This is a genomic window from Dickeya sp. Secpp 1600 (genome assembly GCF_003049805.1).
GTDB lineage: Bacteria > Pseudomonadota > Gammaproteobacteria > Enterobacterales > Enterobacteriaceae > Dickeya > Dickeya fangzhongdai.
In genome coordinates this window covers 993,684-1,008,036 of record NZ_CP023484.1, presented here as the reverse complement: position 1 = coordinate 1,008,036, position 14,353 = coordinate 993,684, and the positions used below count along the sequence as shown (strand labels likewise).

At 53.0% G+C, this 14,353-nt stretch carries 15 protein-coding genes and 1 pseudogene; 7 read left to right on the top strand and 9 right to left on the bottom strand.

Annotated elements, in window-relative coordinates:
* The 3 genes from CPA59_RS04620 to CPA59_RS04610 form a co-directional block, all read right to left on the bottom strand.
* Positions 1 to 1,125, bottom strand: a complete 1,125-nt coding sequence (locus CPA59_RS04620; protein ID WP_038918036.1) for a site-specific integrase — start codon at positions 1,123 to 1,125, stop codon at positions 1 to 3.
* Between the two features lie 117 nt (positions 1,126 to 1,242).
* Positions 1,243 to 1,467: a DUF1778 domain-containing protein gene (locus CPA59_RS04615; RefSeq protein WP_107758786.1), complete on the bottom strand. Its 225-nt coding sequence runs from the start codon at positions 1,465 to 1,467 to the stop codon at positions 1,243 to 1,245.
* Between the two features lie 323 nt (positions 1,468 to 1,790).
* Complete coding sequence (locus CPA59_RS04610) at positions 1,791 to 2,033, bottom strand: helix-turn-helix transcriptional regulator (protein ID WP_107758785.1); 243 nt, start codon at positions 2,031 to 2,033, stop codon at positions 1,791 to 1,793.
* 105 nt (positions 2,034 to 2,138) lie between these two features.
* Here CPA59_RS04610 and CPA59_RS04605 point away from each other — a divergent pair, with 105 nt between their 5' ends.
* From CPA59_RS04605 to CPA59_RS22820, 5 genes are all read left to right on the top strand, one after another.
* Positions 2,139 to 2,393: a helix-turn-helix domain-containing protein gene (locus tag CPA59_RS04605; protein ID WP_049854491.1), complete on the top strand. Its 255-nt coding sequence runs from the start codon at positions 2,139 to 2,141 to the stop codon at positions 2,391 to 2,393.
* Positions 2,394 to 2,477: 84 nt separating this feature from the next.
* The gene (locus CPA59_RS04600) at positions 2,478 to 2,726 is read left to right on the top strand and encodes a helix-turn-helix domain-containing protein (protein WP_039691666.1); all 249 of its coding nucleotides are present in this window, start codon (positions 2,478 to 2,480) and stop codon (positions 2,724 to 2,726) included.
* A gap of 167 nt (positions 2,727 to 2,893) precedes the next feature.
* On the top strand, positions 2,894 to 2,959 hold the full coding sequence (locus CPA59_RS23275; protein ID WP_369831428.1) for a hypothetical protein: 66 nt from the start codon (positions 2,894 to 2,896) through the stop codon (positions 2,957 to 2,959).
* Positions 2,940 to 3,254, top strand: coding sequence for a CcdB family protein (locus CPA59_RS04590; protein WP_049854443.1), 315 nt, complete (start codon positions 2,940 to 2,942; stop codon positions 3,252 to 3,254). The genes CPA59_RS23275 and CPA59_RS04590 overlap by 20 nt, the downstream gene beginning before the upstream one ends.
* A 131-nt stretch (positions 3,255 to 3,385) precedes the next feature.
* The gene (locus CPA59_RS22820) at positions 3,386 to 3,535 is read left to right on the top strand and encodes a transposase (RefSeq protein ID WP_071605160.1); all 150 of its coding nucleotides are present in this window, start codon (positions 3,386 to 3,388) and stop codon (positions 3,533 to 3,535) included.
* Here CPA59_RS22820 and CPA59_RS04585 read toward each other — a convergent pair.
* The 6 genes and pseudogenes from CPA59_RS04585 to CPA59_RS04560 form a co-directional block, all read right to left on the bottom strand.
* Complete coding sequence (locus CPA59_RS04585; protein WP_107758784.1) at positions 3,519 to 4,661, bottom strand: Fic family protein; 1,143 nt, start codon at positions 4,659 to 4,661, stop codon at positions 3,519 to 3,521. The genes CPA59_RS22820 and CPA59_RS04585 overlap by 17 nt on opposite strands.
* 237 nt (positions 4,662 to 4,898) lie before the next feature.
* Positions 4,899 to 5,266: pseudogene (locus CPA59_RS04580) on the bottom strand (GNAT family N-acetyltransferase); the annotation flags it as partial.
* A gap of 238 nt (positions 5,267 to 5,504) precedes the next feature.
* Positions 5,505 to 6,311, bottom strand: coding sequence for an oxidoreductase (locus CPA59_RS04575; protein ID WP_107758783.1), 807 nt, complete (start codon positions 6,309 to 6,311; stop codon positions 5,505 to 5,507).
* 45 nt (positions 6,312 to 6,356) lie between these two features.
* Positions 6,357 to 9,419 (bottom strand): efflux RND transporter permease subunit, encoded by a 3,063-nt coding sequence (locus tag CPA59_RS04570; RefSeq protein ID WP_107758782.1) that lies wholly within the window; start codon positions 9,417 to 9,419, stop codon positions 6,357 to 6,359.
* Positions 9,416 to 10,528: an efflux RND transporter periplasmic adaptor subunit gene (locus tag CPA59_RS04565; protein ID WP_107758781.1), complete on the bottom strand. Its 1,113-nt coding sequence runs from the start codon at positions 10,526 to 10,528 to the stop codon at positions 9,416 to 9,418. The genes CPA59_RS04570 and CPA59_RS04565 overlap by 4 nt, the downstream gene beginning before the upstream one ends.
* 94 nt (positions 10,529 to 10,622) lie before the next feature.
* Entirely contained in the window at positions 10,623 to 11,240 is a 618-nt protein-coding gene (locus CPA59_RS04560) for a TetR/AcrR family transcriptional regulator (RefSeq protein ID WP_100850408.1), read from the bottom strand.
* Positions 11,241 to 11,364: 124 nt separating this feature from the next.
* Here CPA59_RS04560 and CPA59_RS04555 point away from each other — a divergent pair, with 124 nt between their 5' ends.
* On the top strand, positions 11,365 to 12,846 hold the full coding sequence (locus tag CPA59_RS04555) for an efflux transporter outer membrane subunit (RefSeq protein WP_107758780.1): 1,482 nt from the start codon (positions 11,365 to 11,367) through the stop codon (positions 12,844 to 12,846).
* Between the two features lie 32 nt (positions 12,847 to 12,878).
* The gene (locus CPA59_RS04550; RefSeq protein WP_049854437.1) at positions 12,879 to 14,288 is read left to right on the top strand and encodes an MATE family efflux transporter; all 1,410 of its coding nucleotides are present in this window, start codon (positions 12,879 to 12,881) and stop codon (positions 14,286 to 14,288) included.
* Positions 14,289 to 14,353 lie beyond the last annotated feature (65 nt).

The following is a 14,353-nucleotide window of genomic DNA, read 5'->3' as shown; positions in this document are numbered from 1 at the left end:
CTACAGTGGGCTGATAAGAACCCTATCAACCGAATTCACTGAGATAGCGCCGGGTGGCGGAAGCCTCTTACCGTTTTTCGCTGCTATAGCCTGAAATCGAAGTAATTCCACAGAGGCAATTTTCAAGGCATCATCATGCGTTGAAGCCGTCACAGACAGGTTATCAAGATCGGAAAATTTCAGTGTAACCGTTGTATCATCGACATCAATATCCGCTGGGTAAGGAACAAAGATGGATGCTAGTTTTTTAGCCTGTTTCTTATGTGCATCCAGTTTGCTCACGAGGTGTGTTGCACGAAGGTGGGTATAGCGTTTCAACATATTCATTGATTTATGACCTGATATCGCAGCCACTTCCATAACATTTAACGTTCCCAGTTCAAAGAATCGGCTGATTGCCTCATGTCTGAGATCGTGAAAATGTAGATCGTCGATAGCCAGAGCCTTCAAAGCCACACGCCATGCGCTTTTAAACCCACTCGACGTGTAGCTAAAAATATAGCCATTCTCATGATGTGGCCGTTCACCCAAGCCACACAGAATTTGCCGTGCTTTTGATGATAATGGAACGTCTCGCGATGTCCCATTTTTCGTCAAAGGCAAATGGGCAACACCAAGGCGAAGATCGGTATATTCCCATCTCAACGACAAAATTTCGCCTTGCCGCATTCCCGTTTCCAATGCGATCTGAAAAATAGCCAATAATTCAGGATTTTTATCTTTGAAGTATCTGGTTAGCTGTCGTTCTTCCTGAGTGGTTAACCTTCGGGTACGGCCTGACGATACGGTAGGCTTGCGAACATTTTCAACAGGGTTTATAGAGCATGTGCCCCACTCAACTTTTGCCAGATTATAAAGCGCCGATAACAATGCTAATTCCAGTCGCACAGTATTCGCACTTATCGGCTTTTGCGTTCTGGCGTTAAATTCCGATAATCTATTATCTCTATATTCTGCAATGTCTATGGATGAAATTTCATCCATATTTCTATTAGCCAAACGCGAACGCTTGATAACATTGATTCGATAGAACTCCTGCAATTGTCCTCGTTTATGTCGCGAAACCGTGGAAAAATACTTATCCAACGCTTTACTTAACAGTATCTTTTTTATACGTTTTTTCACTACTATTGTCTTCCCTATTGGTCAAAGGGAAAGACAATACAACAAATTAGAGAGCGCATTTAGGTCTCTGCTCGCATGAACCTTCCAATGCGGCGTGGGGTGGCTCAGGGGCTGAGCTCATTTTTTCTGTTCCCACGGTGCAAGTGTTTGCATGGTGTTGCAAAGTGAGGCATTTGGTGCAGGAGGCTGATCCAAGCGGACGAGGAATTCCTGATAAGCATCTGGACCTGCCATGATAATCGGCTGATCGATCAACGTCTCCTCAGTAACGGCTTGTTCATCAGGCTCGGTACGTAAATTTAATGCCACGCGTTTAGCAGAAACGTCTTTTGATGACGACATAATGTCATCCCTCGCGGTTCCTTCTGGAGAATAATTATACAGTTTGCATAAGGCTTATATCATTACGATTTGTAGCCTGGGAATCGAACCGAAGGAACGAACCGGGCGTTTTTCGCATATATGCATCCCATCATTCTAATCTATCTATGAAAACACGGGCCAACCTACGGGTCTTGACAACAGTCACGGTTAAAATTTATGCTACATTTCAACTTAATAGAAAGCTGAATGATTCCGAGTCCGGGCACCACTTATTCAGAAAAACCAGCCTACAGGCTGGTTTTTTGCTTTTGGGGAACCAGGTTTGATTATCTACGAAGGGATTATTGCGTCTCCCCTTCCCCATGATTCTGGCTCATATCCTGATAGCGTGACGGCCAGATATCCTTCGGCTGCTTTCCCAATGCACCAGCAATTAATCTCTCACCTTTCGGCCAATGTCTTATCAATGCGTTAGCGAGTGTTGAAGACGCTAATCCAGATGCTCTTGATACCGCCGCCAGCGTTGTGCCTCGCTTTCTTAACCCGGCAATGATGTCTGCCGGATGCCAATCGTGCTTATCCATTTATCTAACCTCTCCCTCTAGATGAACCAATTCGATTATCCCATTTTGGGATAAAAAAGAAAATGGTTGATATTCGATTTTGGGATATCAATCAAGGTCACCAAAATGGCATCGATTTATTCATTAGAATATCAATCAGTTATAAAAATTTTGCGGGAAGCCAGAATCAAGCAAGGCATAACCCAAGAAAATTTAGCCAATGCTTTAGGTCGACCTCAGTCCTTTGTAGCCAAAATCGAGAATGGGGAACGCAGGCTGGATGTTGTCGAATTTGCCCACATAGCTCACCTGCTATCTGTAGATGCATCCACAGTTTTAGAAAAAATAGTGCATAAAATACAGAAAGATAACATTAAGTAATCAACGCAAACATCTATTTATCCCATTTTGGGATAAATCACTAAGCAACTGATATTTGATCCCAAATGTTATGGGGTTGAATTGATGGCTTCTATTTACTCTGATGAATATCAAATCGTTATCAAGGCATTACGTGAAGCACGGATTGCCAAAGGCATCACACAGGGAAACCTGGCACTCGCGCTAGATCGTCCTCAATCGTTCATCGCTAAAGTTGAGAATGGAGAAAGAAGGTTAGATATCGTGGAATTTATCCATATCGCCCGTTTACTTTCTCTAGACCCCTCCAGCATCATTGCTAAGATCCCTATAAAATATAAAGCGCTTGGATAAAGAAGAGCACGGCAATGAAACACCGAATTAGCATTGTCGTATACAGCGACGATTATCAGGTTCCTAATGGTAATTAGATAAATATTTCTGTTCTGGAGAATAACGTCATAGATGAAGAAGCCAGTCATCTAAAGGCTGAGGCATGAAAGAAGGAAAACCGCGAAGAAATGGAGGAAGTCGCCAAATTTATCGCACAGCATAGTCCTCTCTCTGATGAAAACAGGAACTGGTGATCGTGTAGTTTTTGTTTATCAATACAAACGAGTTAGTCATTGCAAAATATTTGTCGATGTGCGAAGCGCTATTGTCGATACACCAGGGCGGCGAATGGTCATTCTGCTTATCGAATCGCATCACCAGTCTGAGAAAGTGAATAAGACGTTGCTCCCGCAGATCCGCATCAACGACGAGAATTACCGGCTGATGACCACTGAACTATCGAGCGTTCCGGTTGAGGTTATTGGCGAAACTATCGCTGATCTTGGCGAGTACACGGATGAGATTAAGGATGCTATTAATCTTATTTAATGGGGGATTAGAAAGACATCAATACCATTCATCGAACGAAATCTAATATATTGTAAGTATCCCACTAAACCGGACCATTCACTTTTAGCGATCTTCCGACATACTGATTATGTCCCTCTGAGGAGATCGCTATGCGTAAAGCTCGATTCATTGCACACCCGGTCATCGCTGTTTTGAAGTCCACCGAAGCAGGACGTACCATAAAAGATGTCTGCCGCGAAGCGCGGATATCTAAAAGTAATAATTCTACAATTAATGCCTACTTCACAAATCAGGAATAAACCCTTCTTCACGCAGTACCTTAATCACCCCACGAATCAGATATGAGTTAGAAAACTTCGCCGTATAGGAACGAGCGCCTTCTTCCACTGGCTGGAGCAGTCCCCGATCGATCAACTTACCGAGCTGATAAGTCACCTGCGCCGGTTTTAGGTCAGGTAAAGCGGTACGGAGATCACCCGCTTTTATCGTCCCTAGCTCGACGGCGCGTTTCAGAACTTTAGATTCCAGCGAGTTTATCAGCCCTCTTTCAGATGAGAAGTCGAGCGCCGGATACAGTATTTTTGTACTCAAAAAAGCATGGTTTGTCAGTTGATCGACTTTCTTCAACTCAGATGAAATTCCCGAAAGTACATACAAACACCATTCTTCTAAACCCTGCTCAGTTCCTTTATCCGCTAATGAAAGCATGGCGTAATAACGCTCGCGATCATTACAAAATACCGCTGTCGGATTGAGAACCCGGCCACCTGCCTGAACATTAAAACCATACTTGATCAATAACGCATAGGTCAGCAGTCTGACCGTTCTGCCATTACCGTTGCCAAATGGGTGTATCCAGCCAAAGCGATGGTGCACCAGCGCAATCTTCATCAGATCATATTTTGGTTTATCAGCACGGTTAATAAAGGCGGTCAGTTCTGCCATATAATCAGGAACGCGGATGTGATCCGGCGGTAAATGGTCAGACTGAGCGATGCTGACGTTATGTTGTCGATAGGCACCGGGAGTTTTATCACCTTCCTGTTGCAACCCGACAACCGCCAGACTATGTAGCTCGCGGATAAAATATTCCGTTATGTCATCACCATTATTTAGATGCTCGTCGATGAATTCCATCGCAGCTTCAATATTGTTGATTTCTTTCAGTTGATCCGTCGAACTTTGCGTCCCTTCGACTTTGCTTTCAACATAATCGGCAAGCGTGGTGTGGTTTCCCTCAATCCTCGCAGAGCCCAGACTTTCCAGCATGTGGAAAACGGCCTTCAACTGCGCAAACAGGATAGGGTGAACATCCGTTTCCAGCCTCAGATGCCGGAGTAACTCCAGTTCCGTCAGCGCGTCGACTAAAGGGGAGTCAAAACTGGGGTTCAGAAGCGAGAGTTCAAAGTGATTAAATTGAGCCATGATATGTAGTTATCTCAAACCGAGCATGACGACATCTCAAAATGATAGCAAAAATATCAATATAATCCATAAATTACAAATCACATTATTTATGATTATCTCAAAAAATACAAAGCCGACATATCAAATCTACGTTTAAAAGATGTTCAATATGGAGAGAAACAGGCCGTTGCCTGTGCAAATATCCCACTAAAACAAACCATTCATTTTTAATGATTCACGAGCACAACATCAATTTCAAATTGATAAACTCCCCAGCAAATCCCCCAACGTTACCATCAGCATCATCGGGTCTATCGGTGAAGGCTCAAACCCCACTCGCAGATAAAATTCCCGCGCATCATCAGACAACGCATGGACCAGCATCCCGCGAATGCCGATAGTTTCAGCAACCTGAATTACCCGCAGCCCGGCATCGCGCACCAGCGCCCGACCAATGCCCTGACCATACAATGATGTATCTACCGCCAGACGCCCCAGCACCACCACCGGGATCGGATCGGGCATGTTGCGGCGAAAGCGTCCGGGAGCGGCATTCGTTGCTACAGCACGTAGGCCAATGAGTAATACGCCAGTACCTTAGCGTCATCGCAGCAAACGAATGAACCGAAGGAACGAACTGGGCATTTTTTATCGTATGCATCCCATCATTCTGACCTATCTATGAAAACACGAGTCACGCCATGATTCTTGACAGCAAAGCAGGCGGGACCAAACGGTTTCGGTCCCCCCTCCTCCAATGGCCCGACAACACCTGTTCCTGTCACGGCGATGCGTACCGTGTTTCCCGTACTCATGGCGTATCTCCCTAAGGTGCTGATGGGTTGAGGACTAACTGGATTTTCAACTGAGCCCGAAGGTTTTGCGTAAACTGGCATCGACAGGCCCGGCAGGCATAAAGCGACGCAATTTGCGCAATAGAGAGGCTTGCCCCGCCGGGGTACGGCGCATCTGCCACGGCCCCAGAGCCGCATCAACAATCGTGGTTGCCACCCCCTCAGGATCGGGAGCACTTTTGACACTGTTGACGATGGCTTGTGATGCCTGCCCCCGCTCGCGATCGTAGCTGTCGATTTTGGCGCTGGCCTGCGGCGCATTGATATCCAGATTGGTTCGGGTGAAGGACGGTTCCACCAGCGTGACGCGGATACCAAACTGGCGTACTTCGTGATCCAAACTTTCCATAAGTCCTTCCACCGCGTGTTTGGAGGCGGAGTACAACCCCATGTACGGCGCCGGGAGGAAACCGAGCACCGAACTAACATTGACGATCCTCCCGCTACCCTGTGCCCGCATATGCGGCAACACCGCCTGTACCGTGCGCAACAGACTGAACACGTTGGTATCGAACAGCGCGGCGGCCTCCGCTATCGACGTCTCTTCCACTGCGCCGACTAAGCTCGTTCCTGCGTTATTGATAAGCACGTCAATGCGTTGAGTTCGCTCAACGATAGACTGAATGCCGCGCTGTACGGCGTCATCGTCACGCACATCCATGTCGATAAGCTCCACACCGGGCAAGGTATTCGCCGTATTGATGTTGCGCACAGTGCCGAAGACGACACAGCCCTGGCTGGCAAATTTCTGTGCTACGGCACGTCCTATGCCTGATGACACCCCGGTAACCACCACAACCTTTTGTTTTGACATAGCAAGTCCTCTCAAATCGGATAATAGGAGTGAATTTATGGATCACTAGTGACGGACCGCCTTGATCCTGAACCAGATGGAATACATGGCCGGCAGGAACACCAGTGTGAGGATCGTTCCGGCCAGGGTGCCGCCAATCAGCGTGTAGGCCAGCGTTCCCCAGAACACCGAATGGGTGAGCGGGATAAACGCCAGAATTGCCGCCAGCGCCGTCAGGATTACCGGTCGAGCCCGCTGCACGGTGGCTTCGACGACTGCACGGAACGGATCCAAACCAGCCTGTTCGTTGTGGTGAATTTGTCCAATCAGTATCAGCGTGTTGCGCATCAGGATCCCCGACAACGCGATAAGACCAACCAGTGCGTTGATGCCGAATGGTTGCTGGAACAGGATCAGCGTCGGCACCACGCCGATCAACCCCAGCGGGCTGGTCAGGAACACCATCACCATCGCCGAGAGCGAGCGCACCTGTAAGACGATGATGAGCAGTGTGATAGCCAGCATGATGGGGAAGATCGGCAACATGGCAGCCGTTGCCTTACCTGACTCTTCAATCGACCCTGCTTCTATGATGTGGTAACCACTCGGCAGCTTTTCGATGATGGGCTGAAGCCGGCGGGTTATCTCGGTTGATACATCCGGCGGCTGTAAACCGTCGGCGATGTCGCCCCGGACGGTGATGGTCGGCATGCGGTCGCGCCGACGCATAATCGACTCTTCCATACGCACATCAACCGCGCCCACTTGAGATAGCGGGATACGCTGCCCGTTAGCGCCAGCCAGCGTGAAGTCGCCAATTTGAGCCGGGTCGAGTCGGGTATTTCCAGCCGAGCGCGCCACAACCTGCACGGTGCGGATATCCTCTCGTACCGAGGTGACAGGCACGCCGGTCAGCAAGAATTGCAGTTGCTGCGCCACCGCGCTGGAGGTCAGCCCGACAGCCTGCAATCGATCCTGCTGCAAGGTGAAGTGCAGCGTAGGCGTGCGTGTACCCCAGTCGGCGTTGACGGTGCGCATCATCGGGCTGGCATCCATGACCTGCTGCACCTCAGCGGCGATGTGGCGTAATTGGTCAGGATTCGGCCCCGTAACCCGATAAGCCACCGGGAACGGTGAATAGGGCCCGAATACCAATTGAGTGACGCGTAAGCGGGCCTCAGGGGCCAGGCCATCGGCGATAGCCTGACGCAGCCGGTATTTCAACGCTTCGCGTTCATTCTGGTTGTCGGTGCGCACCACAATTTTGGCAAACGACGGATCAGGTAACTCAGGTCCCATTGAGAAATAGAAGCGTGGCGCTCCCTGGCCGATGTAGGTGGTGACGATCCTGGCCTCCTTTTGTTTGGCCAGCCAGGCTTCCACTTTCGCCGCGCTGGCGCTGGTTTGGGTGATCGCCGTGCCGTAAGGCATCTGTACCTCGACCAACACTTCCGGACGATCAGAGATCGGGAAGAACTGTTTCTTGACCACAGACATACCGAGTATGGCCAGGGTGAACAGGCCTACGACTGAACCGGCAACCAGCCACTTGCGGGTGATGACGCGTCCCAGCAGTTGACGGAAACGGTTATAGCGCGGCGTATCGTAGAGTGCCTCATGGCCGCCTTCGACCTTCCTGAAATCGGGCAGTAGTTTGACGCCGAGATAAGGCGTGAACACCACCGCGACCACCCATGAGGCAATGAGCGCGATGCCGACGATCCAGAACATGTTGCTGGTGTACTCACCCGCAGTAGATCGGGCGAAACCATTCGGCATGAAGCCGACGGCCGTGACCAGCGTGCCGGAGAGCATGGGTGCCGCGGTATGGCTCCAGGCATAAGCAGAAGCGGCGATGCGACTGTAGCCTTCTTCCATCTTCACCACCATCATTTCAATAGCGATGATGGCGTCATCCACCAACAGTCCCAGCGCCAGAATCAGCGAGCCCAGGGTGATGCGGTCGAAGTTCTTGCCTGTCGCCAGCATCACCACAAACACCACAGCCAGCGTCAACGGCACGGCGGCAGCAACCACAACACCCACACGCCAGCCCATGCTGAGGAAACTCACCAGCATCACCACCAGCAGTGCGGCGAAGAATTTCATCATGAACTCATCGACCGCAGAGCTGATGTTTACCGCCTGATCGGTCACTTTGGTCAGGCTCATGCCTAAAGGTAAGCCAGCGTTGATCGTTTTGACCTCGCCATCCAGCGCCTTGCCCAGATCGAGCCCGTTCCAGCCGTCGCGCATGATGATGCCGAGCAGCAGGGCCGGTTCGCCTCCGCTGCGCACCATGAAGGTAGCCGGGTCTTCATAGCCACGCTTGACGGTGGCGATATCCGACAGTTTCAGGGTTCGACCTTGCGTCACCACCGGCGTATCACGGATTTTCCGTAATTCATCGAACGCGCCGTCCAGACGAATAAACACCTCCGGACCGTTGGTCTCAATGGAACCAGCAGGGGTCAGGGCGTTCTGGTTATTGAGCGCGGCGAACACGGCCTGCGGGCTGACTCCCAGCGTTGCAAGCCGCTCATGCGAGAACTCAACATAGATGCGTTCCGATTGCTCGCCGATAATATTGACCTTTTTTACGCCGGGAACATGCAGCAGCCGCTGGCGCAGCGTCTCCGCGTCGCGCACCAACAGCCGCTGTGGTTCGCCTTTCGCCTTGAGTGCAAACAGGGCGAACGTCACATCGGAATACTCGTCGTTCACAAACGGCCCAACTACGCCGGGCGGCAGGTTACGCACCTCGTCACCGACCTTTTTACGGGCCTGATAGAACTCTTCCTGCACGTCGGACGGCGGCGTGCGGTCCTGCAATGTCAGCGTGGTGAAGGCAAGACCGGGGCGGGTGTACGTCTCGGTACGGTCATACCAGCGCAGTTCCTGCATGCGCTTCTCGATCTTTTCAGCGACCTGATCCTGCATCTCCTGTGCGGTAGCGCCGGGCCAGGCCGTGATGATCGTCATCACCTTGATCGTAAATGCCGGGTCTTCGGCACGGCCCAGTTTGAAGAAGGAGATCCCCCCCGCCAGCGAGATCAACAGAATCAGGAACAGGGTGATGGCGCGTTCGCGTACAGCGAACGCCGACAGGTTGAAACGGCTTTCGCTCACGGGCGACCTCCAGCAACAGTCGTAGCGGCAACCTCAGCGACCCGCACCGCTTCACCTTCGCGCAGCAGATGTGCGCCGAGCGCAACTATCCGTTCACCCTGCTGTATCTGCCCAGTGAGTCGGATGTCGTCGTCCCCCATGTGCTGGACGGCTACCGGACGCCAGGTTACCGTCGCCGGTTCACCACGAATGACCCATACGCCCGGCCCTTTGCCGGCGTCAAATAAGGAACCTATCGGCACCTGCAAGCTATCTTGTGTGGAGGCCTGTTCTTCTGGTACCTGGATCGTAACCGTTGTTCCCAACGGGGCGTCGGCCAGTTCACCTTGCAGTACATAGCGCGCTTCGAATGTGCGCGTCAGCTTGTCTGCCGTGTTGGAGAGTTGTCGCAGGGTGGCCGGACTGCCGTTGACTGCTTTGCCGAAACGTGTCGCCAGCCCGGTTGATCCGAGCGTGGGGCGCAACGTTTCCGGTAACTGAATAACCGCTTCACGCTGCCCAGCCTGAGCCAGGCGAACCACAGTCTGCCCGGCATTGACCACCTGGCCCGGCTCGGCCAGCGTGTCCATGACGATGCCATCACCATCGGCGATCAGGACGGCATAGCGGCTGGCATTGCGGGCAACGTCGGCCTGCGCTTGTGCCGCACTGAGCTGGGCTTTGGCCGCATCTGCCGCCGCTTTCATCTGGTCATAGGCTGATGCCGATATCGCCCCGGTTCCGCGCAGGCCGCGATAACGGGCTTCATCTTCGGCAGTTTGCAGCGCTCGCGCACGGGCGGCGGCTACCGCCTCCTGCTGCGCACGCGCGGCGAGATCCAGATCGACAGGGTCAAGACGCATGAGCGGCTGACCACGTTTGACCGCTTGCCCCGTATCCACCAGCCGCTCCAGCACTTTGCCGGAGACACGAAATCCCAGCTCACTCTCTATCCGGGCAGCCACAGTCCCCGTGAAAGATCGTGATTCAATCCCCGCTCCCCGGACGATTGCGGCGCGCACCAGCGGTGCTTCAGTACGTGGATCGGATGGTGCTTTTTCACCGCAAGCGGCCAGGGCGAGCGGCAATGTGCAGATGACTGCAAATGAAAGGAAGCGGCGACGAGCCATAGTAGAGTCCCCTTGGCTGATTAATCAGGAGACTCATCTTTAATCATGTGACCAATTTAGTCAACAGTCACTTAATGGCATCGTAACCGCTGTACTATGGCGATAAGCTGCGGAGTATCAGGCTGGACAATTGCGCCGGCGCCTCATCGGTGTGGTCAAAACTATGCTGCAAAATCAGTGGATTAAGGTAAGGTCGCATGACGAGATAAATCGCTGCTGTCGTTTCATCAAGAGGGGTCTTGCGTTCAAAATCCCCGCTCTTCCGACCTTCCTGCAAGATGTCCTGCAGTAATATCTGGATGCGTTCCTCATAGGCGCGCGCTGCCTGCCAGCGTTCGGTTGCGGCCGAAGCTGCAATTTCATAAAGCTTTCGATCCTTGAAGAACAAACGAAGGCTCGCTTCAACGATGGCCTTAAACATCCGCCGCAACTTCTCCGGCGGCCGCCCGGCTTCCTCAACAGCAGCCCGCACTTCAGCTTCGATCTCTCGCAGGCAGTTGGCGCAAATCATCTCACCAATCACCTGCTTAGATGAGAAGAACTTATAAATATAGGCCTTGGAAAAACCGATGGCTTTGGCGAGGTCAGAAACGGTGGTCTTTTCATAGCCATACCGGCTGAAGTGTTCGGTCGCTGCGCTAACTATTTGATCTCGAACATCATGGTCAGCCGGGCCCCGGTTCGAAACGGGATAAGGGTTTTCTTTACTCATGGTCTGCAATTTACCCCTGACGTAATACATAGGGGGCAGTTTACCCCCCTGACCTACCCGTTGACAACGAGTGACTATTTTGTAATATGGTCACAATTCAGCACTGTGCCTACATGGGAAAAATATGTTACCCAAGCCTCCTTTTATCGTACTTACCGTGGCTGGTCTGTTAGCCGGTTGCGCCGTCGGCCCTGATTACAACCGGCCCGATACGCCAATGCAGGAAAAATACCTTGGTCAGGCGGCAGTCAATCAACGACATGCTGCCACCCGTGCTGCGCTTCTTACATGGTGGGAGGGATTCGGCGATCCGCAATTGACTCGATTTGTCACCCTCGCGCTGGAACAGAATCTCGATCTCGCGCAGGCATCCGCACGGGTGCTGCAGGCTCGTGCCGGTCTTGGTGCGGCGAATGCCGCACTACTGCCTTCCGGCAATATTTCCGGTCAGGCGAGCAGAGCTTACCAGTCTGTCGAAACCCCGTTGGGGAAAGTATTGAATTCGACACCTGATTTTGACCGCTACGGCAATGCTTACGAGGCCAATCTCGGCGCCAGTTGGGAACTGGATGTGTTCGGCGGTTTGCGCCGTGGACGAGAAACCGCACTCGCTGAGTATCAGGCATCTGAAGCGGGGGCGGTAGCAACGCGTCTGGCGGTAGCCGCGCAGACCGCCGACATCTACATCACCATTCGTGGATTGCAGGCTCGTCTGAACGTTGCCCGTCGGCAAGTACAGACGGAACAGGAACTGCTCTCGACCGTTAATCGCTTGTATGACCAGGGGCTGGCGGCGGAACTTCAGGTGAGGCAAACCGAAGGCGTACTGGCGCAGGTGCAGGCATCGGTACCCGTTTTACAAACGGCGCTGGATGCAGCCATGAACGCACTGGATGTGATGCTGGGTTCTGTACCCGGTACGCACCGGGCAGCGCTGGCTGACGCGGGATCCATTCCAGCCGCTCCGCAAATCGCCGCGACCGGATCGCCGGGCGAGCTGCTTCGGCGCCGGCCAGACCTGATCGTGGCTGAACGTCGCTTAGCCGCATCCAACGCGCGTATTGGCGTCGCCGTTGCCGAATATTACCCCAAATTTTCCCTGAGTGGGCTGCTTGGCAGCACGACGACGGTATCCAGCGGCAACCTGTTTACCGGTGGCGCCAGCCAATCGTCCGGTGTGATAGGCCTGCGCTGGCGGCTATTCGACTTTGGCCGCATCAACGCACAGATCAACCAGGCCAAAGGCCAGGAAGCCGAGATGCTGGCAGCCTATCGGCTGGCGGTACTACGGGCCGCTGAAGATGTGGAAAACGCCTTCTCGGCGCTGGTTAACCATGAAGAGCAAGCCCGGGTGCTTATGCGAGGAGTTGACTCATTGAGCCGGGCGCGGGATGCCGCGTTTACGGCTTATCAGCATGGCACCCTTAGCCTGATAGAGGTGCTGCAAGCCGACGAAAATATGCTGCGGGCTTCCGATGCGCAACTACAGGCACAAACCGAATCCGCACGCGCGGCGGTAGCGGCTTTCAAAGCGCTCGGCGGCGGCTGGCAACCCGGTGAAACGGGAACGGTCGCGCCCAGTCAGCGCGGCCATAACGGCGTTTAAATTTTATACATAACACTGAGTGTCGGGCCTGAATGATGACTAAGTTATTACCGAACGTAAACCGAAGCCATGAGCCGACCGCAAGACAATTGACCACGGATATGCTGGCCGGCCCCATCCTGCCGGTCATGCTTCGTCTGGCGTTGCCGACGGTTGCGGTTATGGTGGTGCAGACGCTGGTAGGCGTGATAGAAACCTACTTCGTGAGTTCGCTTGGAGCTGATGTTCTGGCCGGGGTGGCTGTTGTATTTCCCGTGCTGATGCTGATGCAAATGATGGCGAACGGCGGCATTGGCGGCGGATTATCATCGGCGGTGGCGCGGGCATCCGGCGCGGGTCAATGGCAGGATGCTCAGGCGCTGGTGTGGCATGGCGTTATTATTGCTGGTGTTATGGGAGCCGCCTTTGCCGCCCTTGTCCTCATTGGCGGTGATACCTTGTATCACTTGATGGGCGTTAAAGGGCCAGCGCTTGCGGCGGCGGTTACCTATTCGAGCGTTGTCTTTGCAGGGGCGCCGCTGATCTGGGTGGTTGCGTTGTTGTCAGCCGCGCTACGTGGAGCGGGCGATACTAAGACTCCTGCACGTATCACCCTGTTGGGGGCCGCGATCCTACTGCCTTTGTCACCAGCCTTGATTTTAGGGTGGGGGCCAATACCATCATTTGGCGTCGCCGGGGCTGGTATGGCGATTCTGGTCTATTACCTCTTCGCCACCCTATTGCTGGTAAAGCACATGCGGTCAGCTAAAAGCGTTATCAGGCTATCAACGGCGCCGCTGCGCTCACGGTTGTTCAAGGATATTCTTGGCGTTGGTCTGCTATCCGCTATCGGTACCGTGCAAATCAATTTGACCGTTGCCGTAGTGACCGCCGCAGTAGGTCGGTTTGGACCTGATGCTATTGCCGGGTATGGCATCGCCTCAAGGCTGGATTATCTACAAATCCCTCTGCTGTTTGGTCTTGGTACGGCCATCATGACCATGGTCGGCGTCAATCTTGGAGCGAAGCAAGTGCGACGCGCGCAACGCATTGCCTGGGTTGGCGCAGCCGTCGCGTTTACGTTTACGGAGCTAATCGGACTTGGCGTGGCGGCCTATCCACACCTCTGGCTCACTCTTTTTAGCGCAGATCAGCCCATCGTGACGGCGGGAACCCGCTACCTACAGAACGTAGCGCCGTTCTATGGCGCTATAGGCATCGGCATGGCACTCTATTTCGCCGGTCAAGGTGCGAAACGCGTGCTCTGGCCCGTATTAGCCGGAACCGCACGCATGGCTATCGCGGCTTTGGTGGGATGGCTGGCTGTTACACAGTTTGATGCTGACTTGTCATCGCTTTTCAAGATCGTCGCGCTGAGTGCTTTTGTTTATGGTGCCATAACTGTAGCAGCCAGCTTAGGCATTGGACGGTCAAACCGTTTGGCCATATCGACTGGGGCTTGATTTGGCAAAGTAACATCAAGCTTATCGGGGTAGCCTAATACATCGCCACGGTTTACAGACACCTC

Coding starts and splice junctions, on each gene's coding strand:
- CPA59_RS04615 (WP_107758786.1), bottom strand. CDS start 1,467: ATGTCGTCATCAAAAGACGTTTCTGCTAAACGCGTGGCATTAAATTTA.
- CPA59_RS04610 (WP_107758785.1), bottom strand. CDS start 2,033: ATGGATAAGCACGATTGGCATCCGGCAGACATCATTGCCGGGTTAAGA.
- CPA59_RS04605 (WP_049854491.1), top strand. CDS start 2,139: ATGGCATCGATTTATTCATTAGAATATCAATCAGTTATAAAAATTTTG.
- CPA59_RS04600 (WP_039691666.1), top strand. CDS start 2,478: ATGGCTTCTATTTACTCTGATGAATATCAAATCGTTATCAAGGCATTA.
- CPA59_RS04590 (WP_049854443.1), top strand. CDS start 2,940: ATGAAAACAGGAACTGGTGATCGTGTAGTTTTTGTTTATCAATACAAA.
- CPA59_RS22820 (WP_071605160.1), top strand. CDS start 3,386: ATGCGTAAAGCTCGATTCATTGCACACCCGGTCATCGCTGTTTTGAAG.
- CPA59_RS04585 (WP_107758784.1), bottom strand. CDS start 4,661: ATGGCTCAATTTAATCACTTTGAACTCTCGCTTCTGAACCCCAGTTTT.
- CPA59_RS04575 (WP_107758783.1), bottom strand. CDS start 6,311: ATGTCAAAACAAAAGGTTGTGGTGGTTACCGGGGTGTCATCAGGCATA.
- CPA59_RS04565 (WP_107758781.1), bottom strand. CDS start 10,528: ATGGCTCGTCGCCGCTTCCTTTCATTTGCAGTCATCTGCACATTGCCG.
- CPA59_RS04560 (WP_100850408.1), bottom strand. CDS start 11,240: ATGAGTAAAGAAAACCCTTATCCCGTTTCGAACCGGGGCCCGGCTGAC.
- CPA59_RS04555 (WP_107758780.1), top strand. CDS start 11,365: ATGTTACCCAAGCCTCCTTTTATCGTACTTACCGTGGCTGGTCTGTTA.
- CPA59_RS04550 (WP_049854437.1), top strand. CDS start 12,879: ATGATGACTAAGTTATTACCGAACGTAAACCGAAGCCATGAGCCGACC.